The organism is Mammaliicoccus lentus (genome assembly GCF_947036595.1).
Lineage (GTDB): Bacteria > Bacillota > Bacilli > Staphylococcales > Staphylococcaceae > Mammaliicoccus > Mammaliicoccus lentus.
In genome coordinates this window covers 859012-884271 of sequence record NZ_OX344834.1, presented here as the reverse complement: position 1 = coordinate 884271, position 25260 = coordinate 859012, and the positions used below count along the sequence as shown (strand labels likewise).

Annotated in this window: 21 protein-coding genes and 2 rRNA genes; 11 read left to right on the top strand and 12 right to left on the bottom strand. The window is 35.2% G+C overall.

Translation table 11 applies throughout. From position 1 onward, the window contains the following. Positions 1 to 54: 54 nt before the first annotated feature. The 6 genes from ACNMOQ_RS04285 to ACNMOQ_RS04260 form a co-directional block, all read right to left on the bottom strand. Positions 55 to 1002 carry a LacI family DNA-binding transcriptional regulator gene (locus tag ACNMOQ_RS04285; protein WP_416350277.1) on the bottom strand — a complete coding sequence of 316 codons (948 nt, stop codon included), beginning with the start codon at positions 1000 to 1002 and terminating at the stop codon, positions 55 to 57. Between the two features lie 171 nt (positions 1003 to 1173). Further along, complete coding sequence (locus ACNMOQ_RS04280) at positions 1174 to 1398, bottom strand: sulfurtransferase TusA family protein (RefSeq protein ID WP_017001229.1); 225 nt, start codon at positions 1396 to 1398, stop codon at positions 1174 to 1176. 17 nt (positions 1399 to 1415) lie between these two features. Continuing rightward, positions 1416 to 2483 (bottom strand): YeeE/YedE family protein, encoded by a 1068-nt coding sequence (locus tag ACNMOQ_RS04275; RefSeq protein ID WP_017001228.1) that lies wholly within the window; start codon positions 2481 to 2483, stop codon positions 1416 to 1418. A 787-nt stretch (positions 2484 to 3270) separates the two neighbouring features. Further along, on the bottom strand, positions 3271 to 4050 hold the full coding sequence (tatC, locus tag ACNMOQ_RS04270) for a twin-arginine translocase subunit TatC (protein WP_194200057.1): 780 nt from the start codon (positions 4048 to 4050) through the stop codon (positions 3271 to 3273). 72 nt (positions 4051 to 4122) lie between these two features. Further along, complete coding sequence (locus ACNMOQ_RS04265; RefSeq protein WP_017001151.1) at positions 4123 to 4347, bottom strand: twin-arginine translocase TatA/TatE family subunit; 225 nt, start codon at positions 4345 to 4347, stop codon at positions 4123 to 4125. Between the two features lie 12 nt (positions 4348 to 4359). Continuing rightward, positions 4360 to 4992 (bottom strand): redox-sensing transcriptional repressor Rex, encoded by a 633-nt coding sequence (locus tag ACNMOQ_RS04260; protein WP_026023746.1) that lies wholly within the window; start codon positions 4990 to 4992, stop codon positions 4360 to 4362. A 162-nt stretch (positions 4993 to 5154) separates the two neighbouring features. On the opposite strand from ACNMOQ_RS04260, the gene ACNMOQ_RS04255 reads away from it, so the two are divergent. Together ACNMOQ_RS04255 and ACNMOQ_RS04250 are read left to right on the top strand one after the other, a co-directional pair. After that, positions 5155 to 7077, top strand: coding sequence for an ABC-F family ATP-binding cassette domain-containing protein (locus tag ACNMOQ_RS04255; protein ID WP_416350276.1), 1923 nt, complete (start codon positions 5155 to 5157; stop codon positions 7075 to 7077). Positions 7078 to 7551: 474 nt separating this feature from the next. Then, positions 7552 to 7704 carry a hypothetical protein gene (locus ACNMOQ_RS04250; protein ID WP_017001154.1) on the top strand — a complete coding sequence of 51 codons (153 nt, stop codon included), beginning with the start codon at positions 7552 to 7554 and terminating at the stop codon, positions 7702 to 7704. 178 nt (positions 7705 to 7882) lie between these two features. Here the strand turns inward: ACNMOQ_RS04250 and tsaD are convergent, their stop codons facing one another. From tsaD to tsaE, 4 genes are read right to left on the bottom strand one after another with little or no spacing between them, the layout of a single operon-like run. Beyond that, entirely contained in the window at positions 7883 to 8899 is a 1017-nt protein-coding gene (gene tsaD / locus ACNMOQ_RS04245) for a tRNA (adenosine(37)-N6)-threonylcarbamoyltransferase complex transferase subunit TsaD (protein ID WP_218688119.1), read from the bottom strand. Then, positions 8892 to 9320 carry a ribosomal protein S18-alanine N-acetyltransferase gene (rimI, locus tag ACNMOQ_RS04240; RefSeq protein ID WP_369917454.1) on the bottom strand — a complete coding sequence of 143 codons (429 nt, stop codon included), beginning with the start codon at positions 9318 to 9320 and terminating at the stop codon, positions 8892 to 8894. The genes tsaD and rimI overlap by 8 nt, the downstream gene beginning before the upstream one ends. A gap of 11 nt (positions 9321 to 9331) precedes the next feature. Further along, positions 9332 to 9997, bottom strand: a complete 666-nt coding sequence (gene tsaB / locus ACNMOQ_RS04235; RefSeq protein WP_416350275.1) for a tRNA (adenosine(37)-N6)-threonylcarbamoyltransferase complex dimerization subunit type 1 TsaB — start codon at positions 9995 to 9997, stop codon at positions 9332 to 9334. Beyond that, the gene (gene tsaE / locus ACNMOQ_RS04230; RefSeq protein WP_257504810.1) at positions 9978 to 10439 is read right to left on the bottom strand and encodes a tRNA (adenosine(37)-N6)-threonylcarbamoyltransferase complex ATPase subunit type 1 TsaE; all 462 of its coding nucleotides are present in this window, start codon (positions 10437 to 10439) and stop codon (positions 9978 to 9980) included. Before tsaE ends, tsaB begins: the two co-directional genes overlap by 20 nt. A gap of 444 nt (positions 10440 to 10883) precedes the next feature. Here tsaE and ilvD point away from each other — a divergent pair, with 444 nt between their 5' ends. From ilvD to ilvA, 9 genes are read left to right on the top strand one after another with little or no spacing between them, the layout of a single operon-like run. Beyond that, on the top strand, positions 10884 to 12572 hold the full coding sequence (ilvD, locus tag ACNMOQ_RS04225; RefSeq protein ID WP_416350274.1) for a dihydroxy-acid dehydratase: 1689 nt from the start codon (positions 10884 to 10886) through the stop codon (positions 12570 to 12572). Positions 12573 to 12584: 12 nt separating this feature from the next. After that, positions 12585 to 14318: a biosynthetic-type acetolactate synthase large subunit gene (gene ilvB, locus ACNMOQ_RS04220; protein WP_064204916.1), complete on the top strand. Its 1734-nt coding sequence runs from the start codon at positions 12585 to 12587 to the stop codon at positions 14316 to 14318. Further along, the gene (gene ilvN / locus ACNMOQ_RS04215) at positions 14318 to 14791 is read left to right on the top strand and encodes an acetolactate synthase small subunit (protein ID WP_017001159.1); all 474 of its coding nucleotides are present in this window, start codon (positions 14318 to 14320) and stop codon (positions 14789 to 14791) included. The genes ilvB and ilvN overlap by 1 nt, the downstream gene beginning before the upstream one ends. Positions 14792 to 14802: 11 nt before the next feature. Continuing rightward, positions 14803 to 15834 (top strand): ketol-acid reductoisomerase, encoded by a 1032-nt coding sequence (gene ilvC / locus ACNMOQ_RS04210; RefSeq protein WP_257504811.1) that lies wholly within the window; start codon positions 14803 to 14805, stop codon positions 15832 to 15834. A 28-nt stretch (positions 15835 to 15862) separates the two neighbouring features. Next, positions 15863 to 17395 (top strand): 2-isopropylmalate synthase, encoded by a 1533-nt coding sequence (locus tag ACNMOQ_RS04205; RefSeq protein WP_416350273.1) that lies wholly within the window; start codon positions 15863 to 15865, stop codon positions 17393 to 17395. After that, entirely contained in the window at positions 17392 to 18432 is a 1041-nt protein-coding gene (gene leuB, locus ACNMOQ_RS04200) for a 3-isopropylmalate dehydrogenase (RefSeq protein WP_239706212.1), read from the top strand. Before ACNMOQ_RS04205 ends, leuB begins: the two co-directional genes overlap by 4 nt. A 14-nt stretch (positions 18433 to 18446) precedes the next feature. Further along, positions 18447 to 19820, top strand: coding sequence for a 3-isopropylmalate dehydratase large subunit (gene leuC / locus ACNMOQ_RS04195; RefSeq protein ID WP_064204915.1), 1374 nt, complete (start codon positions 18447 to 18449; stop codon positions 19818 to 19820). Next, positions 19821 to 20390, top strand: coding sequence for a 3-isopropylmalate dehydratase small subunit (leuD, locus tag ACNMOQ_RS04190; protein WP_017001164.1), 570 nt, complete (start codon positions 19821 to 19823; stop codon positions 20388 to 20390). Between the two features lie 15 nt (positions 20391 to 20405). After that, the gene (gene ilvA, locus ACNMOQ_RS04185) at positions 20406 to 21671 is read left to right on the top strand and encodes a threonine ammonia-lyase IlvA (RefSeq protein ID WP_017001165.1); all 1266 of its coding nucleotides are present in this window, start codon (positions 20406 to 20408) and stop codon (positions 21669 to 21671) included. A 273-nt stretch (positions 21672 to 21944) separates the two neighbouring features. On the opposite strand, the gene rrf is transcribed toward ilvA, so the two are convergent. Together rrf and ACNMOQ_RS04175 are read right to left on the bottom strand one after the other, a co-directional pair. After that, positions 21945 to 22059, bottom strand: a 5S ribosomal RNA gene (gene rrf / locus ACNMOQ_RS04180). A gap of 88 nt (positions 22060 to 22147) precedes the next feature. Then, positions 22148 to 25074, bottom strand: a 23S ribosomal RNA gene (locus ACNMOQ_RS04175). Between the last annotated feature and the right edge of the window lie 186 nt (positions 25075 to 25260).

Genomic DNA, 25260 nt, shown 5'->3' with positions numbered 1-25260 from the left:
ATTTTGAACCGGTTCCATTTTATATTACTCAGTTATTTTATCATAACTTATTCTTTACTGCTCTTCAAAGTGAGTATCTATTACGTTAAGCTTTTTAACTTCTTCACCATTTAAAATATTTTGTAATACTTCAACTGATGTTTCACCCGCTTCTCTATAATTAAACGAAACTGTTTGTATAATAGGTGCGATAATTTTTGTGATTTTATTACCACCAAAGCCAATAATTTTAGGCATATCGTAATCAGCGTTTAACACTGAGTGATAAATTCCTAACGCGATGTTGTCCGTAGCTGCCACAATAACTTCATTATCTCGAACCTCAATATGTTTTCCGACTTCTTGTGCATCAGACATACTAAACGTACTTTCAATAAATCTAGGTACAATGCCGTTGTTTTTTAATGATACAAATAATCCATCTTTCCTTGTCTTACCTACTGCGACATCGTATTCAGAAACACCTATATAAGTGACATGCTTATAATTGTTTTTTATAATCCACTTCGCTACTTGTTCGCCGGCATGATAATCATCGTGTACGATTGAATATAATAGCTCATGAGATTGTCCTACTATAATGACTGGGCATTCTATTGAATTTATTGCATTGAGATGATCATCTGAAATATGTGTAGCTAATAATATAATTCCATCTACTTTTCTTTTGGCCAATGTATAAATAGACTCTATTTCTCTTTCTTTTGATAAATCAGTATTTACAATCATTGTTTGTACATCTTGTAATAATAATGTAGATTCTATGCTTTTTAATGTTTCAGTTGTCGCATAAGAATCTAATCTAGGCACGATTGCTCCTATTAAACCTGTTCTTTTAGCTTTCAAACTTTGCGCAAACTGATTAGGTTTATAACCTGTCTCTTCTACAACTCTATGTATTTTTTCTCTTGTTACTTTGCTAATTGATCCGCCATTTAAGTATCTAGAGACAGTACTTTTAGATACACCTGCCATTTTAGCAATATCTTTTATAGTCTTCATGAATACACCTCTCAAAGAAACATTCTATCATAAAACCGTTTCCATTACTCTAAAAATAAATAACCAAAATATAAGATATACATAACTTTCATTTCATTATATAAAACCATTTTTTTAATAAATAAAAGGCTGAAACATCAAAAATGTCTCAGCCAAACACAATTTATAAAATTATTGTTTTTCTACTGTTATTGTCCAAGAAGCATCGCCGACTTGTTCATAATTAGTTACGGGATAACCGTTGTCCGCTGCCCAATTTGGTAATGCTTCAGTTGCTTGTGTACAATCAAAGTCTATTTTTAATTGTTCACCTGCTTGTAATTCGTCCATTTTATTTTGCGCTTCAATTAATGGGAATGGGCAAACCATTCCTACTGTACCTAATTCATGTACCATTTATAAACACTCCTTAATTATATACTTTGAGTTGAAACTTGTGTTTTTGTTTGTTTTGCTTTTCTAGGCTTAACAAAGATAAAGTAACTCATAAACCATGCTCCAACAATCATTGAAGGTAATGCAACCCAACCTTGCCAGCTCATTGCTGCAGTTGATACCAAACCGTTACCTATAGAACAACCACCTGCTAATGATGCTCCTACACCCATGCAAGCTCCACCAATAACACTGTTGCGAATCGTTTTAGTATCCGGCATTCTCCATTTGAATTCTCTTGAACCTTTAGCTGCAATGTAAGAACCAACAAAGATTCCTAATACTAGAAATACACCCCAATTAATTAATGACATGTCGCCAGTAACTAAAAATTGAACGATATTTGCTGATGGTGTTGTAATGCCTAAACCACCAATTCTACCTGTTGATGCACTCATTGGCCATGCAATCAATGCAATTAATCCTACTACTACAGCAGCAGCAAATGGATGATATCTCTTTTCAAATAATATATGTCTAATACCCGTATGCTTTTGTTTCAATTGAGGTATAGCTATTTTTGGTTTTTTTAATGTCTTTGTAACAAAGTAAGCTGTAATACCAACTAATAATACTATTAAAATCCATACTGGAATATTTAATGTTTCTGCCATATTTGAATTCACAACTGTATATGAATTTATATTTTCTTGTAATGGATTTAAAGGACCCGATTTCATAATTGCAGCAGTTACACCATATAGAACTAAAGCAATCCAACTACCAATAAGGCCTTCAGCAGCTCTATACCAAGTACCAGTTGCACATCCTCCAGCAAGTATAATACCTATACCAAATACAAATGATCCTATTATTGTACCAACTAGAGGAAATGTTGCAGCTTCTAGTTTAAATACGCCTAAACCTACTAAAGTAAATAACCCGATACTTTGAACTGAAATAGCAATTAACAAAGCATAAAACATTTTATTATTTTTCTGTACGTACATATCTCTAAATCCGCCAGTTAAACAAAATCTTGTTCTTTGCATAACGAAGCCAAGTAATATACCAACAATTAAACCACTAATTATCATCCAGATCATTTCATTTAACAACTCCTATTCTGATTATAACGATAGGAATAATATTATATCATATTTCTGGATTTTTCAAGTTACTATTTGATTACAAAATTTATACAGCACAAAATAAAACCAAGTCTAGGACATAATTGTGTCTCAGACTTGGTTTTATAGTTCTTATATCTTCCATTTTTCTTAAGTTTATTGCTATTATAGCGACTCTTAAATCATATATTACTTTAGATTTTCCTCGTGAAGATATTCGAAAGTGTATTACTTTTAGGTTTGAACCAGAAAAAAAGTTAATTCTTAAGTTTACGTGTTACTTAATCCAATAAAAGCATGATTACTTGGATTATTGTTGGAGTAAATCCAATAAGAGTGTGGTTAATTGGATTATTGTTGGAGTAAATCCAATAAGAGTATGTGTAATTGGATTATTGTTGGAGTAAATCCAATAAGAGTATGGTTAATTGGATTATTGTCTTAGTAAATCCAATAAGAGTGTGGTTAATTGGATTATTGTTGTAGTAAATCCAATAAAAGTGTGGTTAATTGGATTATTGTTGGAGTAAATCCAATAAGAGTGTGGTTAATTGGATTATTGTCATCGTTAATCCAATAAGAGTATAGTTAGTTGGATTATTGAGGTAGAAAATCCAATAAAGGTATGTGTACTTGGATTATTGAGATACTAAATCTAATAAGGAGCCACTACTTGGATTTATATAATACTTAATCAAACAACAATATCAACTCTTGCTTTTTGATCAATCCAATCCAAAAAAAGAGATAAGGATTTACATCCCTAGCTCTTTTCTGTTTCATCTTCATCCATACCTAATTCTTCTTCCATAAGTTTTTGTTCTGCTTTTAAATATTTCTTATATCCAACCTTAGATATCAAAATACTTATTTCATACAGTACAATCATAGGAAGCGTGAATAGTATATGTGTCATAAAGTCTGGCGGTGCTATTAAAGCAGCTAAGACTAATAATATGAAGTATGCATATTTTCTGTTTTTCTTTAAAAACATTGGTGTCACAATACCTAATCGCGTTAAAAACAATAGCAGTATAGGCAGTTGAAATACAAATCCGAAAGGTATAGTAAATTTAAACAACTCACTAAAATATTCTTTAATGCCTATCGTTTGTTTAATGCCCATATCGTCTGCCAATCCCATTGTAAACGAAATTAAGTAAGGGAAAATAACAAAATAAGAAAACAATAATCCAATGATAAATAATCCTAAACTAAAAGGAATATAACTTAAAGTGACTTTTTGTTCTTTTGGATGTAATCCTGGTGATATGAAAGCCCATAACTGGTATAAGATAACTGGTGAGACAATTATAAAAGCTATTACGACAATCATTGCTATGTATATTGTAAGAGGGTCCGTTATTCTGAAAGCATTTAGTTCTAATGATTGAGTAAAATCATCATTCGTAATGTAATGAATGACTGGTTTTGCAAAGAAAAAACCTATTACTAATCCCCCGATTAGAAAGTAAGCAACTACCATTATACGTTTACGCAATTCTTCTAAATGTTCGACAAATGTTAAGTTGTCTTTATTCACCGCTTTACCTCCAATCTAAAAAAAGATGTGGCAGGATTCCCGCCACATTTATATGAACATTATGTCCGTGCTTTATTTAACTTCTTTGTCCTGACTTTGTTCGTCGTTATTTTTCTTATCGTCGAAGTTTGTCATGCCATCTGTAGCGTCTTTAAATTCTTTCAAAGTTGAACCCATTGCTCTTCCGAATTGTGGTAATTTCTTCGGTCCGAAAATAATCAGTGCAACTACCCCTATAAATAATAAACTAACTGGTCCTGAAATGCCGACAGTATTGATAAACGCTAATGCTTCCATCTTGATACCCTCCTATTGATTCTTCATAAAGAAGATTAAAGATTGTAGTTCTATTCCTAAATCTATATGATGTACTTGAACTTTCTCAGGTACGTTTACTCTTTGAGGTGTAAAATTCAGTATTCCAGTAATACCTGCTTTTGTTATTCTATCTGCAACTTTTTGTGCAGCTTGTTGTGGTACTGTCAATATTACAACTTCAATACCAAGTTCTTCAAGTACTTTCTCGAAATCGTCCATGCTATCAATCGTTAATTTACCTACCATATTACCTACTACATCTTCAGATTGATCAAAAGCTGCTACAATTTGCATTCTATCATTAACCGTAAAGTTATAGTTAACGAGTGCAGTACCTAAATTACCTACACCAACAATAGCTACTTTTGTCATATCATCTTGCTCTAAAGTTGTTCTGAAAAACTTTAATAAATAACTGATGTTATAGCCGTATCCTTTTTTGCCTAGTTCTCCAAAATATGAAAAATCACGACGAATTGTCGCTGAATCAATTTTGAGACCTTCACTAAGTTCTTTTGAAGACACACGGTCCACACCTGAATTATGCAAAGTGCTTACAAATCGATAGTACAGTGGCAATCGTTTCAAAGTTGCTTTTGGGATCTTCACATCATTCTTCGCCAAAATCCTCACCTTTTCTACTATAAAATAATGTGATTGCGTTCACATCTATTGGGTTAATTATATCAAACTTTTCTTGAAATAACTATACAAATATTGTATGCAAATAAGATACATTTCTTTAGTGTTTTCATGTAGAATAATAAGTAATAGAGAGGTGTAGATATGATACTTTTACAAATAAATAAATTAGAAAAGTCTTTTGACGGCGACATAATATTTTCAGATGTCGATTTTGAAGTCAAAACAGGCGAAAGAATAGCTATCGTCGGCAGAAATGGTGCTGGAAAAACCACATTGATGAAAATTATTGCTGGCACTGAATCATATGACTCTGGAAACTTTTCTAAAGGTAAAAATGTTTCAATGGGTTATTTAACTCAACAAATGACATTAGATTCTTCCGATACTGTTATGAATGAAATGAGAAAACCTTTCGAACATATCATAAAGCTAGAACAGAAAATGAATAACTTAACAAAATGGTTAAGCGAACATGCTGAACAGTATGATAGCGAAGAATATAAAGAACAGTTATCGCAATATGAATATTTATCTAATCAATATGAACTATTAGATGGGTATCAATATGAAAGTAAAATAAAAACAGTGTTAACAGGTTTGAATTTTACTGAAGAAGATTTTGATAGAGAAATACATTCATTTAGCGGTGGTCAAAAAACAAGGTTATCAATGGCTCAAATGTTATTACGCGAACCTGATTTATTGCTGCTTGATGAACCTACAAACCATTTAGATATGGAAACTACAGAATGGTTGGAAAATTATTTAATACACTTTAAGGGTGCTATTGTCATCATCAGTCATGATAGATATTTCTTAGATAAAATTGTTAATCAAGTATATGATGTGGCACTTGGTTCTGTTAAGCGTTATATCGGCAATTATAGTAAATTTCTAAAAGAAAGAGATGCCCATTATGAAAAAGTAATGGCTGAATATGAAAGACAGCAAAGTGAAATTAAAAAATTAGAAACATTTGTTGAGAAAAATATAACGAGAGCATCAACAAGTGGTATGGCAAAAAGTCGTAGAAAAGTTCTTGAAAGAATGGAAAAAATCGAAAAACCAAGGCTAGATGCTAAAAGCGCTCAAATAGCTTTTGAAATTAACCGTTCAACGGGTGAAGATGTTTTATCTGTTAAAAACTTAGAAATTGGCTACTCTGATCGCATTACACCCCCTATAAATTTAGAGGTAAAAAGACACGACCGAATTGCTATAATCGGTCCAAATGGTATTGGGAAATCCACATTAATAAAAACGATTGCCCAAAAACTAGAATCATTATCTGGTGATATACGTTATGGTTCCAATGTCCAAATCGGTTATTACGATCAAAAACAAGCTGAATTTAAATCTAATTTAACGATTTTAGATTATGTTTGGAATCAATATTCTCATATGCCAGAAAAAGATATTAGAACGATTCTTGGGCGTTTTTTATTTACACAAGAAGAAGTTAAAAAAATAATCAATGATTTATCTGGTGGAGAAAAAGCTAGATTACAGCTTGCATTACTCATGTTAGAAAAAAATAACTTACTCATTTTAGATGAGCCTACAAACCATTTAGATATTGATTCAAAAGAAATGTTAGAACAAGCTCTACAAAATTATGAAGGTACACTCTTATTTGTAACTCATGATCGTTACTTTATTAATGAACTTGCTAACAAAATATTTCATATTACTGCTGATGGTAACGAATTATTCCAGGGAGATTATCAATATTACTTAGAAAAATTAGAGCAACGAGAAGCAATCGAAAACTATGAACAAAGTAACAAAAAGCAAACCGCTTCTACTAATGATGATGACTTCTATATCAATCAGAAACAACAAAAGAAAGAAAAAAGAAAATTAGAAAGACAACTTGAAGAAATAGAAAGTAATATATCTGAATATGAATCACTTATAGAAGATTATGAATATCAACTTACTTTGCCTGAAGTATTTAATGATATTGAAAAGAGTAATCAAATTAATAAACAAAGAATAGATACAGAACATCTGCTCGAAGAAAGTATGAATAATTGGGAAGAAATACAAAATCAATTAGATTAATTTAAAAGTATTAGAGTTATTTTTACACTCTAATACTTTTATTTTTTATATTTAGCCACATTTTTATTCACATTAAAAAGTCTTGTTTTACTAGTAATCCACAGAGTTATCCTACTTATCCACAGGTAAATTGTACAAACCATTCTTTTTAATAATAAGTTATCCACAAATATTTAAAAAGATATACCTAGTTTATCCACAAAATGTGCTTAACTTGTGCACAAGTACAAATGTTCCGTATTGACTTTATTAATTAAGCATGTACTTAATACTAAGAAAGTAAAGATTATTAATTAAAAATATATTTAAACATAATTTTTTAATAATATAGAAAATATTAGTAGATTTAAAATCTAAAAAGCCTTATAATTCAGGTAACCAATTTCTTTTTAATTTTCAAAATTTATATATTTTATTAAATTGGCTAATTTCACTAATCATTGGTCTGACATGAAACAGAAGGGATGGTAGTTCATGAAAGAAAATAATGAAAATATAGAGCGCTATTCAACCCAGGCTAAAGAATTACTAAATCTTAAAATTATAACTAAAGATGAATATGAGGAAAGAATACAAGACTACACTGATTACACAAATAGTGAAGGTAAGTATTCACGAAAACAATAGCATTATCTTAATACTTATAGTATTTAATAGATTTATCATATACATGCCTATTTGAAACAAAAATAAGCATATCACTTAACTGATTATTTCAGTTTAAAAGTGATATGCCTATTTTTTATAGTTTACGATTTTGTTCGTGCAAGCTTGCCAATAGAAAATTTATTGTTTAAAAACAACTCTAATCCATCATTTCTATATCTAATGAACTTTTTCCATTAAGCTTCATGTCCGCTGTCTTACCGTTTATATAAAGGTAATGAGCTACTGAACCAATCATCGCAGCATTATCTGTACAGAGATTTAGAGGTGGTATTTTTAATTCTATTTGTTCTCTTTCACATTCTTGCGCCAATACTTTTCTAAGCCCTTTGTTTGCGGCAACTCCTCCTGCCACGACTAGCTGGTCTACTTTATATTCTTTAATGGCAGACATCGTTTTACCTACAAGAACTTCTACAACACTATTTTGAAAGCTTGTTGCTACGTCTTCGGGTATAATTTCTTCATTTTTTTGTCGTTTGTTATGAAGTGTATTTATAACAGCACTTTTCAAACCACTAAAACTAAAATCATAACTATCTTTTTCTAACCATACTCTTGGGAAATTTAAATTATCTTGCCCAATTTCTGCTAATCGATCTACTTCTGGTCCACCTGGATAAGGTAATCCTATTGTTCTAGCTACTTTATCATATGCTTCGCCTACAGCATCATCTCTTGTTTCACCTATTATTTCAAAGTTTAAATGATCTTCCATATAAATTAATTCTGTATGACCACCTGATACAATTAGCGCCATTAATGGGAATTGTAGAGGCTGAATTAGATTGTTAGCGTATATGTGACCAGCAATATGGTGTACTGGGATTAATGGCTTTTGGTAACTAAATGCTAAAGCTTTAGCACTCGCTACACCTACCAATAATGCCCCAATTAATCCTGGACCTTCTGTAACAGCAATGGCATCTATCTCTTCCATAGTCATCTCTGCATTTTTCAAAGCTTCATCGACTACTCGAGTAATCACTTCTACATGTTGTCTACTCGCTACTTCAGGTACTACTCCACCAAACTTCTTATGTGTCATCATCTGTGTTACGACTTCGTTACTTAATATTTCTTTACCATCTTTAATCACACTAGCTGCAGTTTCATCACAACTTGTTTCAATACTTAATATTATAGATTCACACATTTTTTAGACTCACCCACATTACTTTTGCATCCTCTCCGTCGCCATAATAATTTTTTCTGACGCCACCATAAGTAAACCCTGCTTTTTCATATACATGTCTTGCTACATCATTTTCAATTCTTACTTCTAAACTCATTGTTGTGCATGTTGAACTCGCAAAGTTCATTACGTATTCTAATAACAATTGACCGACTCCGCTATTTCTATAATTTCTACTTACTGAAATCGTCGTAATTTGTGCTTGATCTATCACGAGCCACAAACCACAATAAGCAATAATTTCTTCACCTAGCGATACTACAAAATAATGAGCAAATTCATTCTTCTCTAATTCATGATAAAAAGCTTCCATCGACCACGAACTATTAGTGAAACTCTGCTTTTCTATTTCATAAACTTGAGGGACATCTTCCATTGACATTATTCTAATTTCTAACGTGTTGTCTGATTGTTTTTCCAATTTTGTTCCGCCTCTGATAATTTTAAATATCGTGGTTTTAGTTCGTGTACATTTTTAACAGGTTCTTCTTTTATATCATACATTCTAGAAGCATCTGGTAAATAAGATTTTATTTCACCTGCTAATTGATCTTGGAGCTTCTCAGCATCTTTCCCTACATATATATATGTTTTGTTTAATGACTCCAAGTATTCTTTAAGTGCTTCTATAGAGATGTACGTATCTTCCATTACATTTGTTAATACATTATCTTCATACTTATATACACCAGTAAAGACATGATTACGTCTTGCATCAAATATAGGGACGATTAGCATTTCTTTTATATCAGTTGTATGTGCCAAGGCTTTTAAAGAAGACACTTCATAAACTGGTATATTAAGTGCATATGCTAAAGTTTTAGCTGTAGTGATACCAATCCTTAATCCCGTATAAGAACCTGGTCCATTCGCTACTACAATTTCAGTTAAATCTTTAGGTACAATATTGGCTTCTTTTAACATATTCTCAATTACCGGCATCAATTGTAACGAGTGATTCTTTTTTATATTTGATTGATGATTAAGTAATATTTGGTTTTCATTCATAATTGCAACGGCTAATGGTTGATTGGAAGTATCAATCAGTAATGTCGTCATTATTTAACAACTCCTTCAATTGTTTATAGTGTTCACCTTTTGAAACAATTTCAAACGTTCTTGTATGCTCATCTAATCTCTTAATATTAATTTCTAATCTCTCTTCAGGTAGATAATCTTCAATGAATGTACTCCATTCGATTAATGTAACACCATCACCATTAAAATACTCATCAAAACCTAAATCTTCATCGCTATCTTCTAATCTATAACAATCCATATGATGAAAAGGCAATTTTCCTTTGTATGATTTAATTATATTAAAGGTAGGTGAATTAATATTTCGCTTAACGCCTAAAGCTTTACCAAAAAATTGGCTAAATGTCGTTTTACCTGCCCCTAAATCACCATTAAGCAAAATGACATCATTTTTCGATACATGCCTTGCTAATTTTTCTGCAATATTTTTAGTTTGATCTAATGTTTGAACTTCAATATACAAATGTAACACCTACCTTTAATTTTACTAAGTTAAACTAACTGAATTATTATAACAAATAATTAAAAAATTGGGTAATGAATGGTTTTTATCACTAAAGCGCTTACATTGTCTAAATATTTAGAAAAATCCAAATCTTCTGTTGACATGTACCGAAATATGGGTTAAATTTAGTACATAAATTTTTTAATTATTCAAAATATATCGAAAAATAAAGATTCTCATTTAAGAAGAAAGGACGAGTTGTAATGAAATTCTATATGACGGCACATAAACCGACAACTGAATATAGCTTAATAGTAATTTTATTACGCTCAGTAGGACTCGAACAACAGTAACTTGCAATTTACTGTATGGTTTAAGTCCTATTTCTACTTGAATGGGACTCGTAAACAGCGTCCCATTATATTGGGAGGCTGTTTTTTTATTTTCTAGAGGAGTGTAAATATGAGAAGTGACATGATCAAAAAAGGTGACCAACAAGCACCTGCAAGAAGCTTATTACATGCAACAGGACAAATTAAAGACCCAACAGATATGAACAAACCGTTTATTGCTATCTGTAACTCTTACATCGACATTGTCCCAGGACATGTTCATCTAAGAGAGTTAGCTGATGTTGCTAAAGAAGCAATCAGAGAAGCAGGTGGTATTCCATTCGAATTTAATACGATTGGTGTAGACGATGGCATTGCAATGGGACATATTGGCATGCGCTACTCATTACCAAGTAGAGAAGTTATCGCAGATGCAGCAGAAACAGTTATTAACGCTCACTGGTTTGACGGCGTATTCTACATGCCAAACTGTGACAAAATCACACCAGGAATGTTACTAGCATCAGTTAGAACAAACGTACCAGCTATTTTCTGTTCAGGTGGACCGATGAAAGCAGGTTTATCTTCAACAGGAAAAGCATTAAACCTATCTTCAATGTTCGAAGCAGTTGGTGCATTTAAAGATGGATCAATGAGTAAAGAAGAATTCTTGGATATGGAACAAAACGCGTGTCCTACTTGTGGTTCTTGTGCAGGTATGTTTACTGCTAACTCAATGAACTGTTTAATGGAAGTGCTAGGTTTAGCTCTACCTTATAACGGAACAGCAATTGCAGTTGGTGAACAAAGAAAAGAATTAATTCGAGATGCTGCATTCAAGTTAATGGATTTAGTTAAAAATGATATTAAACCAAAAGATATCGTAACAAAAGATGCTATCGATGACGCATTTGCTTTAGATATGGCAATGGGTGGTTCTACTAACACAGTTCTACACACATTAGCTTTAGCAAATGAAGCAGGAATTGATTACGATTTAAACAGAGTAAACGAAATTGCTAAACGTACACCGTACTTATCTAAGATTGCCCCAAGCTCATCTTACTCAATGCATGATGTACATGAAGCTGGTGGTGTTCCAGCAATCATCGGTGAATTGCTGACTATGGATAATGTATTACATCCAGATAGAATTACCGTAACTAGTAAAACATTAAGAGAAAACAACGAGAATAGAGAAATTAATAACCTCGATGTTATCCATAAAAAAGAAAACGCATTTTCAAAAACTGGAGGTTTATCAATATTATTTGGAAATATCGCTCCAGATGGTGCAGCTATTAAAGTCGGCGGAGTTGATCCATCTATTAGTAAATTCGTCGGTAAAGCGATTTGCTTCGACTCACATGATGAAGCGGTTGAAGCAATTGATAATCATACAGTACGTGAAGGTCACGTAGTTGTTATTAGATATGAAGGTCCTAAAGGTGGACCAGGAATGCCAGAAATGTTAGCCCCTACTTCATCCATCGTAGGTAGAGGTTTAGGTAAAGATGTTGCACTTATTACTGACGGAAGATTCTCTGGTGCAACAAGAGGTGTTGCTGTCGGACACATTTCACCTGAAGCTGCTGCTGGTGGCCCTATTGGATTAATTAACGATGGAGACGAAATCGTAATTGATTTAGTTAATCGTAAATTAGATGTTAATGTTTCTGACGCTGAATTACACGAAAGAAAACAAAATATCAAACCATTTAAAGCAAAAGTAAAAACTGGCTATTTAGCTAGATATACTGCCCTTGTTACAAGTGCAAATACAGGTGGCATTATGAAAGTACCAGATGAATTAATTTAAGGAGTGATTATCATGGCACTAACTACTAAATCTTATAATGAACCCGATGAAGCAACTAAGGAAAAAACAATAACTTACACAGGAGCAGAATTACTCGTACAATCATTTATTGATCAAAAAGTTGATTATATCTTTGGTTATCCTGGAGGCGCTGTTCTTCCATTATATGATGCTTTTTATGATGGTAAAGTTCCTCACATTTTAACTAGGCATGAACAAGGTGCTGTTCATGCCGCGGAAGGATATGCAAGAGTTACTGGTAAACCAGGCGTGGTTGTTGTAACAAGTGGACCTGGTGCTACAAATACAATAACAGGTATTGCAGATGCAATGAGTGACTCTATCCCTTTGATCGTTATTACTGGACAAGTGCATAGACCAGGTATTGGTAAAGATGCTTTCCAAGAAGCGGATTTACTTTCTATGACAACACCAATTACAAAACATAACTATCAAGTAACAGATGTGAAAGATATTCCAAAGATTATAGACGAAGCTTTTCATATTGCTTCTACTGGTCGTAAGGGACCAGTTGTAATCGATTTTCCTAAAGATATCGGCGTATTAGAAACAGTTGAAGTTGAACCAAGAGATTTAGATTTACCAGGTTATCAGCTTAATTTAAACCCTGAAGATAAAGAAATTGAGCAAATCATTCAAATGATGAGTGTAGCTAAAAGACCAATTATTTTAGCTGGAGCTGGTGTGAATCATGCAGAAGCTTCTAAAGAACTCACTGAATTTGCTAACAAATTTAAAATTCCAGTAGTGAATACTTTATTAGGATTAGGGTCAATTCCCTACTCTGACCCATTATTCTTAGGCATGGGCGGCATGCATGGTTCTTACGCAAGTAATATGGCACTTACAGAATGTGATTTGTTGATTAACTTTGGCAGTAGATTTGATGATAGATTAGCAAGTAAACCTGATGAGTTTGCTCAAGACGCTAAAGTTATTCATGTCGATATCGATCCAAGTGAAATCAATAAAATTATACCTACTGATTTAGGTGTTATTGCCGATGCAAAGCTCACTCTAGAAGCATTGTTAGAATATGATGCTCATGAATTAATTCATAACGAATGGTACGAACATTGTCTATCAAATAAAGCGACTTACCCATTCAGATACGATACACCTACAGATGACTTTGTTAAACCACAACAAGCAATCGAGTATATTGGTAAAATCACTGACGGTGATGCATTAGTTTCTACAGATGTAGGTCAACACCAAATGTGGGTCGCTCAATATTATCCGTTTAAAACACATGGACAAATCATTACAAGTGGTGGTCTTGGAACAATGGGATTCGGAATTCCAGCTGCAATGGGTGCGAAATTTGCATATCCTGATAAGACAGTTGTTGCCTTTGTTGGTGACGGTGGATTCCAAATGACTAATCAAGAGATGGCTATTCTTAACGAATTTGATAACGATATTAAAATTGTTCTTATCAATAATGGAACACTAGGGATGGTAAAACAGTGGCAAGATAAATTTTACAGTCAACGTTTCTCACATTCAGTATTTTCTGGACAACCTGATTTCATGAAGCTTTCAGAAAGTTATGGCGTTAAAAGTTTCATGATTGATTCAAATGAGAAATTAGAATCAACACTTGATGAAGCATTTGCACATAAAGGCCCTGCTCTTATCGAAATTAGAATATCCCCTTCTGAACCAGTACTACCAATGGTTCCAAGTGGACAACCAAATTATAAGATGGAGGGCGTGGAATAATGAAAAGAACAATTAAGACATTAGTGCTCGATAGAGCGGGCACACTCAACCGGCTTACAAGTATTTTTGTAAGGAGACAGTACAACATTGTTACTCTTTCAGCAACGCCAACTGAAACTGAAGGCATTACTAACATTACATTTATCGTCGATGTTTCAGATGAAAGTAGTATCGAAACGATCATTAAACAATTAGAAAAACAAGTGAACGTAATTTCAGCTTTAGATATTACAGAAACAAATTTATTTAATCGTGAGTTGATTCTTATAAAGCTCGGTCATCCTAGCAATTATCAAGAATTCGAATCAGTGATCGAACCTTATAAAGAACAGCTCACAATTTTAAAAGATGTTGAAGAACACATCTATTTACAAGCTTTTGGAACCCATCAAACAATAGAAAATCTATTGGATGATTTAGATATATATCCAGTGACACAAGTGTCACGAACAGGTTCTGCAGGATTACTATAAAAACAAAACAAATTAACTATTGGAGGCATTTTATTATGACTAAAGTATTTTATGACAACTCGGTAACAGAAGACGCATTACAAGGTAAAAAAATTGCAGTAGTTGGGTATGGTTCTCAAGGACATGCACATGCACAAAACTTAAAAGATAACGGATATGATGTAGTTATCGGTATTCGTCCAGGTAAATCATTCGATCAAGCTAAAGAAGATGGCTTTGAAGTATATCCAGTTAACGAAGCAGTTAAACAATCTGACGTTGTAATGATTCTATTACCAGATGAAATCCAAGGACAAGTATATAAAGAAGAAATTGAACCTAATTTAGAAGCAAATAATGCATTAGTATTTGCCCATGGATTTAACATTCATTTCAAAGTCATTCAACCACCTGAAAATGTTGATGTGTTCCTAGTAGCACCTAAAGGACCAGGTCATCTTGTAAGACGTACATTTACAGAAGGCAGCGCAGTACCAGCTTTATATGCTGTGTACCAAGATGCTTCAGGTAAAGCAACTCAATTAGCGCTTAGCTATGCAAAAGGAATTGGAGCAACTCGTGCTGGTGTAATTGGTACTTCATTTGAAGAAGAAACTGAAACAGACCTATTTGGTGAACAAGCTGTATTATGTGGCGGTGTTACTAAGTTAATCCAATCAGGATTTGAAACACTAGTAGAAGCTGGATATCAACCAGAAATTGCTTATTTCGAAGTATTACACGAAATGAAATTAATCGTTGATTTAATGTATGAAGGCGGAATGGAAAACATGCGTTACTCTATTTCAAATACTGCTGAGTACGGTGACTATGTTTCAGGAGAACGCGTTATTACACCAGATGTTAAAGACAACATGAAAGCAGTATTAAAAGATATTCAATCAGGAGCATTCAGTGATAGCTTCATTAAAGATAATGAAAATGGCTTTAAAGAGTTCTTAAGAATGCGTAAAGAACAACAAGGTCATCAAATTGAATCAGTTGGTAGAGATTTACGTGACATGATGCCATTTGTTAAAGCTAAAAGCATTCAGTCCAAATAAATCATAGTAACTTAAGGAGAGGATAATTATGCCAGATCATATTCAAATATTCGATACAACTCTAAGAGACGGAGAACAAACACCTGGAGTAAACTTTTCATTCGAAGAACGTCTCAAAATTGCTAAACAACTAGAAAAATGGGGAGTAGATGTTATCGAAGCAGGATTCCCCGCTTCTAGTGAAGGTAGTTTTAAATCAGTGGAAAGTATTTCACAAGCATTAACAACAACAGCTGTATGTGGTTTAGCTAGATGTAAAAAATCAGATATTGATGCTGTACATGAATCTACAAAGTTAGCTCAACATAGACAAGTTCATGTATTTTTAGCAACTAGCCCTATCCATTTAGAATTCAAATTAAAAATGACTGAAGATGAAGTATTAGCGTCGATTAAAGAGAATATCACATATGCTAAAACATTATTCGAAAACGTACAGTTTTCACCTGAAGATGCTACAAGAACACCTTTACCATTTTTAATAAAAGCAATTCAAACTGCTGTTGATGCTGGTGCTAATATAATCAATATTCCAGATACTGTAGGTTATTCGTATCCTTTAGAATATGGTCAACTCTTTAAGACAATTATTGAATCAGTTGAAAGTGACCATGAAGTGATTTATAGCTCTCATTGTCACGATGACCTAGGCATGGCCGTAGCAAACGGCCTTACTGCTTTTGAAAATGGCGCTCGTAGAGTTGAAGGTGCAATAAATGGTATCGGAGAGCGTGCTGGTAATACTGCACTCGAAGAAATTGCACTTGCATTGTATGTAAGAAAAGACCATTACAACCTTTCTACTAATATTAATTTAGAAGAAACAAAAAATACAAGTGACATGGTCAGTCGTTATTCAGGCTTTCAAGTTCCTAGAAATAAAGCCATTGTCGGACAAAATGCATTTAGCCATGAATCAGGTATTCATCAAGATGGCATTTTAAAAAATCCAGAAACATATGAAATTATGACACCACAACTCGTCGGTGTTGTAAAAAATTCATTACCTCTAGGTAAATTATCCGGTAAACATGCTTTCAGTGAAAAACTAATAGAACTAGGCTACGACTTAACACCAGACGAACAAGTCGAAGTATTTAAACAGTTTAAATCTATTGCAGATAAGAAAAAACAAGTAACTGATCGTGATATACACGCTATTTTACGCGGTAGTGAACATGAAGAAAATGCGTATTATAAAGTTAATGCTCTTCAACTGCAATTCGTATCTAACGGCCTGCAAAGCGCAGTCGTCGTTATTGAAGATAAAGAAGGTAAAACTTATCAAGATTCATCGATTGGATCTGGTTCTATCATTTCAATTTATAATGCCATAGATAGAATTTTTGATTATTCACCTACTCTTCAACAATATAGAATTGAATCAATTACTGAAGGAACGGACGCTCAAGCTGAAGTTCATGTACAAGTTGAATTTGAAGATGAAACATATACAGGTATCGGTATTGATTACGATATTTTATATGCTTCATGCAAAGCTTATGTTGAAGCGCATGCGAAACATAGTGAAACTACATTGAAAGAAGGCGTGAAGTCATGACATACAAAATCACTGCCCTACCCGGTGATGGTATAGGCCCAGAGATTTTAACAGGTAGTTTAGAAATTTTAGAAATCCTGTCAAAGAAATTTAATTTTGAATATGAAGTAGTATCAAAAGATTTTGGAGGTATCGCCATAGATAAACATGGCGAACCTTTACCTCCTGATACATTAGAAGCATGTAAAAACAGTGATGCTATTTTGTTAGGTGCTGTTGGAGGACCTAAATGGACAGATCCTAAAAACAGACCTGAACATGGACTATTAGGTATCAGAAAAGCACTTAAACTTTTTGCTAATATTAGGCCTACAATTGTTACTGAATCAACTGCACACCTTTCTCCACTTAAAGAATCATTAGTAAAAAATACAGATTTTATCATCGTTAGAGAATTAACAGGCGGTTTATATTTTGGCGAACCAAAATATTTCGATGAAAATAAAGCTGTAGATACTCTAGCTTATTCAGTTGATGAAATAACACGAATAGCACATGTTGCTTTTAAACTAGCTCAACATAGAAATAAAGTTGTAACTTCAGTAGATAAAGAAAATGTATTAAGTTCTTCAAAATTATGGAGACAAACATTAGAAACAGTTTCAAAACAATATCCTGATGTAACTTTAAATCATTTACTCGTAGATGCTTGCAGCATGCATCTTATAACAAATCCAAGACAATTCGATGTAATTGTAACTGAAAACTTATTTGGTGATATTTTAAGCGATGAAGCATCGGTTATCCCAGGTTCATTAGGATTATCACCTTCAGCTAGCTTTGGAGAAGACGGACCTAGTTTATATGAACCTATTCATGGTTCAGCTCCTGATATCGCTGGAAAAGATATAGCAAATCCAAGTGGCATGTTATTATCTTTAGCAATGTTAATACGTGAAAGTTTAAATCAACCAGAATGTGCACAACATTTAGAAGTTATCGTATTTAAAACAATAAAAGAAGGTATTTCAACAAAAGATTTAGGTGGACAATCTAGCACATCTGAAGTCTTCGAAACTATTAAAAAATCAATTTAAAAGGAGGAAACGACATGAGTCAAACATTATTTGATAAAGTATGGAATCGACATATAATAGCCGGTAAAGAAGGTGAACCACAATTATTATATATCGACTTACACCTAATACATGAAGTCACTTCTCCTCAAGCTTTTGAAGGCTTAAGATTGCAAAATAGGAAAGTCCGACGACCTGATCGTACATTTGCTACGTTAGATCACAATGTACCGACAGTTGATATATTCAATATTAGAGATGAAATAGCTAATAAACAAATTCAAGCTTTGCAAAAAAACTGTGAGGCTTTCGGTGTAAAGTTATTTGATATGGGTTCAGATGAACAAGGTATTGTGCACATGGTTGGACCTGAAACAGGTTTAACACAACCAGGAAAAACAATTGTATGTGGCGATTCTCATACAGCTACACATGGCGCATTTGGTGCTATAGCTTTTGGTATTGGTACAAGTGAAGTAGAACATGTTTTTGCAACACAAACTCTATGGCAAACTAAACCTAAAAACTTAAAAATACAAGTAGATGGAAGTTTACCTAATGGTGTTTATGCCAAAGACCTTATTCTTTATTTAATCAATCAACATGGTGTAGATTTTGGAACTGGTTACGCATTAGAATTCGCTGGAGAAGCAATTGAAAATATGACGATGGATGAACGCATGACCATTTGTAATATGGCAATTGAAGCTGGCGCAAAATACGGTATGATGAAACCAGATGAAACAACTTTTGAATATGTTAAAGGTCGTGAATACCAACCTGAAAACTTTGAAGAAAAAGTAGAAGAATGGAAAGAACTCTATTCGGACGAAGACGCTACTTACGATAAAATTATCAATGTAGATGTGACCGATTTAGAACCACAAGTGACTTGGGGAACTAGTCCCGAGATGGGCGTAAGTTTTAGTACTCCTTTCCCTGAAATAAATGATTTAAATGATGAAAGAGCTTATAATTATATGGGACTTGAACCAGGTCAAACAGCAAGAGATATTCCTTTAGGATATGTATTTCTAGGTTCATGTACAAATGCTAGACTTTCAGACTTAATCGAAGCAAGTAAAATCGTAGATGGTCATACCGTCCACTCTAATATAACAGCTATTGTTGTCCCTGGTTCAAGAAGTGTTAAACTTCAAGCCGAGGCATTAGGTCTAGACAAAATATTTAAAGACGCTGGTTTTGATTGGAGAGAACCTGGATGTTCAATGTGTCTAGGTATGAATCCAGACCAAGTACCTGATGGAGTACACTGTGCATCTACAAGTAACCGTAACTTCGAAGGAAGACAAGGTAAAGGAGCTAGAACTCATCTAGTATCCCCTGCTATGGCTGCAGCTGCTGCAATTAATGGTAGATTTGTAGATACAAGAAAGGTGGTCATTTAAATGGAACCTATTAATATATTTAATGGTAAAACTGTACCTCTATTAAATAATAATATTGATACAGATCAAATTATTCCTAAAGCATTTTTAAAACGTATTTCTAAAACAGGATTCGGACCATTTTTATTCGATGAATGGCGCTACCTTTCAGATGGCTCAGAAAATCCAGAATTCAATTTAAATAAACCTGAATATAAAGGCGCATCTATTTTAATTTCTGGAGATAACTTCGGTTGTGGTTCATCAAGAGAACACGCTGCATGGGCTTTAAAAGACTTTGGTTTTCTTATTATAATAGCTGGTAGCTTTAGTGATATCTTTTACATGAACTGTACTAAAAACGGTATGCTTCCTATTGCTATTGAAAATAAAACAGATAGAGAATCAATTGCTCAACATAGTGAAATTACAATAGATTTACCAAATCAAGAAATTATAACACCAGAAGCTAAATATCACTTCGATATTGATGCAACATGGAAAAATAAACTCGTTAATGGACTAGATGATATTGCAATTACATTAACATATGAAGACCAAATTAATGAATATGAAAAAACGCACAACTAATATAGGAGTGATAGAATGACCTTAAAAACTCGATTAAGTACCGATGATATCGAAGATGCATTTTTAAAACTTAAAGATACCGTCAAACAAACACCACTTGAAAAAGACTTATACTTATCTCAAAAATTTGATTGTAATGTATATCTAAAACGTGAAGATATGCAATGGGTAAGATCTTTTAAATTACGAGGCGCGTATTACGCGATTAATCAACTAACTGATGAACAACGTGCTAATGGTGTAAGTTGCGCAAGTGCAGGTAATCACGCACAAGGTGTTGCATTTACAGCTAAGTATTTAGGTATTAAAGCTGTAATATTCATGCCTGTTACTACTCCGTCACAAAAAATAAATCAAGTTAAATTTCATGGTGGAGAATTCGTGCAAATTGAATTGATCGGTGATACATTCGATGATTGTCTAAAACACGCACTAGAGTACACTAATAAATTTAATTTATCATTTATTGATCCATTTAATAATTTAAATACGATTGCAGGACAAGGTACTATAGCAAAAGAAATCCTAGACTTTTCTTCTGAAGAAAATATAAATTTTGATTATTGTTTTGCAGCAGTTGGAGGCGGCGGCCTTATCTCTGGAGTTGGTACTTATTTAAAAGATAAGAGCCCTTCTACACAATTAATTGGTGTTGAGCCATTAGGTGCTAGCAGTATGGCACAATCTGTGAAAGCTAATAAAGTTGTAGCACTTACAGATATAGATAAATTCGTAGATGGTGCTTCAGTAGGTAAAGTTGGCGAATTAACATTTGATATCGCTAAAAACGTTGTAGATAATTTTGTCGCAATCGATGAAGGTGAAGTGTGTAGCACAATCTTAGATATGTATTCGAAATTAGCTATTATAGCTGAGCCTGCAGGTGCTTTAAGTGTATCGGCATTAAACCATTACAAAAATGAAATTAAAGGTAAAAATGTAGTATGTATCGTCAGTGGTGGCAACAATGATATTAATAGAATGAAGGAAATAGAAGAACGTTCATTGCTATTTGAAGATATGAAACATTACTTTATTGTTAATTTCCCTCAAAGACCTGGTGCTTTAAGAGAATTTGTTAATGATGTTTTAGGACCGAATGATGATATTACTAAATTCGAGTACTTAAAGAAATCGAGTCAAAATACAGGTACCGTTATTATCGGTATACAATTAAAAGACCATAATGATCTTGATCAGCTTTATAAAAATGTTAGTGAATTTGACCCTAAATACATTTATATTAATCAAAATAAGATGCTTTACTCATTACTCATATAATACAAATGAGTCTGGGACATAAATAATTGTCCCAGACTCTCTTTTTGTATTGGCAGTAGCTGACTGGTATGAAAATGCGCTTATATCAAGCTTTTTTCATACCTAGTCATCCTTGCCGGGGTGGGACTATGAAATCTTTTTAATAAAATGAGATTTCTGTTCCACTCCCATTTGTATGTATAGAAATAGAAAGATTAGTCTTTAAATTAAATCAAAAAAAAGAGACCTAACAGGTCTCGAGTGCGGCTCATCGCATCCATTTTATAATAATTTGCCCGGCAACGTCCTACTCTCGCGGAACGTAAGCCCAACTACCATCGGCGCTAAAGAGCTTAACTTCTGTGTTCGGCATGGGAACAGGTGTGACCTCTTTGCTATCGTCACCAGACAAATAGTAAAAACTTATTAAGAATGTATTGCACATTCAAAACTAGATAGTAAGCAGATTTTACGGCTCAAAAACCGATTTTAAAAATTTGATTAAGTCTTCGATCGATTAGTATTCGTCAGCTACACACATTACTGCGCTTACACCCCGAACCTATTAACCTCATCATCTTTGAGGGATCTTATAACCGAAGTTGGGAAATCTCATCTTGAGGGGGGCTTCATGCTTAGATGCTTTCAGCACTTATCCCGTCCATACATAGCTACCCAGCTATGCCGTTGGCACGACAACTGGTACACCAGAGGTATGTCCATCCCGGTCCTCTCGTACTAAGGACAGCTCCTCTCAAATTTCCTACGCCCACGACGGATAGGGACCGAACTGTCTCACGACGTTCTGAACCCAGCTCGCGTACCGCTTTAATGGGCGAACAGCCCAACCCTTGGGACCGACTACAGCCCCAGGATGCGATGAGCCGACATCGAGGTGCCAAACCTCCCCGTCGATGTGAACTCTTGGGGGAGATAAGCCTGTTATCCCCGGGGTAGCTTTTATCCGTTGAGCGATGGCCCTTCCATGCGGAACCACCGGATCACTAAGTCCGTCTTTCGACCCTGCTCGACTTGTAAGTCTCGCAGTCAAGCTCCCTTGTGCCTTTACACTCTGCGAATGATTTCCAACCATTCTGAGGGAACCTTTGAGCGCCTCCGTTACTCTTTAGGAGGCGACCGCCCCAGTCAAACTGCCCGCCTGACACTGTCTCCCACCATGATCAAATGGTGCGGGTTAGAAAGTCAACACAGCCAGGGTAGTATCCCACCAGCGCCTCCACGTAAGCTAGCGCTCACGTTTCTAAGGCTCCTACCTATCCTGTACAAGCTGTGCCGAATTTCAATATCAGGCTACAGTAAAGCTCCACGGGGTCTTTCCGTCCTGTCGCGGGTAACCTGCATCTTCACAGGTACTATGATTTCACCGAGTCTCTCGTTGAGACAGTGCCCAAATCGTTACGCCTTTCGTGCGGGTCGGAACTTACCCGACAAGGAATTTCGCTACCTTAGGACCGTTATAGTTACGGCCGCCGTTTACTGGGGCTTCGATTCGTAGCTTCGCAGAAGCTAACCACTCCTCTTAACCTTCCAGCACCGGGCAGGCGTCAGCCCCTATACATCACCTTACGGTTTAGCAGAGACCTGTGTTTTTGATAAACAGTCGCTTGGGCCTATTCACTGCGGCTCTTCAAGGCTTGCACCTTAAAAAGCACCCCTTCTCCCGAAGTTACGGGGTCATTTTGCCGAGTTCCTTAACGAGAGTTCGCTCGCTCACCTTAGAATTCTCATCTTGACTACCTGTGTCGGTTTGCGGTACGGGCACCTATTTTCTAACTAGAGGCTTTTCTTGGCAGTGTGAAATCAACGACTCGTCGGATTCATGATCCAACTCCCCATCACAACTCAACCTTACGAGTGCCGGATTTGCCTAACACTCAGTCTTGTTGCTTGGACGTGCACTCCAACAGCACGCTTCGCCTATCCTACTGCGTCCCCCCATCGTTCAAACAATCATAGGTGGTACAGGAATATCTACCTGTTATCCATCGCCTACGCCTATCGGCCTCGGCTTAGGTCCCGACTAACCCAGAGCGGACGAGCCTTCCTCTGGAAACCTTAGTCAATCGGTGGATGGGATTCTCACCCATCTTTCGCTACTCACACCGGCATTCTCACTTCTAAACATTCCACATGTCCTTGCGATCATGCTTCAACACGTTTAGAACGCTCTCCTACCATTATCCTTACGGATAATCCACAGCTTCGGTAATATGTTTAGCCCCGGTACATTTTCGGCGCAGTGTCACTCGACTAGTGAGCTATTACGCACTCTTTAAATGATGGCTGCTTCTAAGCCAACATCCTAGTTGTCTGGGCAACGCCACATCCTTTTCCACTTAACATATATTTTGGGACCTTAGCTGGTGGTCTGGGCTGTTTCCCTTTCGACTATGGACCTTATCACCCATAGTCTGACTCCCAAGTTAAATTATTTGGCATTCGGAGTTTGTCTGAATTCGGTAACCCTAGAGGGGCCCCTCGTCCAAACAGTGCTCTACCTCCAATAATCATCACTTGAGGCTAGCCCTAAAGCTATTTCGGAGAGAACCAGCTATCTCCAAGTTCGATTGGAATTTCTCCGCTACCCACACCTCATCCGCTCACTTTTCAACGTAAGTCGGTTCGGTCCTCCATTCAGTGTTACCTGAACTTCAACCTGGACATGGGTAGATCACTTGGTTTCGGGTCTACGACCAGATACTCATTCGCCCTATTCAGACTCGCTTTCGCTACGGCTCCACATTTACTGCTTAACCTTGCATCAAATCGTAACTCGCCGGTTCATTCTACAAAAGGCACGCCATCACCCATTAACGGGCTCTGACTATTTGTAAGCACACGGTTTCAGGTTCTATTTCACTCCCCTTCCGGGGTGCTTTTCACCTTTCCCTCACGGTACTGGTTCACTATCGGTCACTAGAGAGTATTTAGCCTTGGGAGATGGTCCTCCCAGATTCCGACGGAATTACACGTGTTCCGCCGTACTCAGGATCCACTCAGGAGAGAAATAACTTTCGACTACAGGACCTTTACCTTCTATGGTTGGCTTTTCCAAAACCATTCGTCTAATTATTTCCTTTGTAACTCCGTATTGAGTGTCCTACAACCCCAATAGGCAAGCCTATTGGTTTGGGCTATTCCCGTTTCGCTCGCCGCTACTCAGGGAATCGAGTTTTCTTTCTCTTCCTCCGGGTACTAAGATGTTTCAGTTCTCCGGGTGTGCCTTCTCACATACTATGTATTCATATGTGGATAACATGACATAACTCATGCTGGGTTTCCCCATTCGGAAATCTCTGGATCAAAGCGTACTTACAGCTCCCCAAAGCATATCGTCGTTAGTAACGTCCTTCTTCGGCTTCTAGTGCCAAGGCATCCACCGTGCGCCCTTAATAACTTAATCATGTAAATCCTTAGTTAAGCACTGTGTATCGAAGATACAACCATGTTTAACTAACCTTTACCAGTTATTAATCTGTGATGTCGTCTAAAAAGACGACGCGCGATTATTAAGCTTGTTGAATTTCGTTAAAAATTCACTCGGTTTTTTGCTTGGTAAAATCTATTTGCTTACTTATCTAGTTTTCAA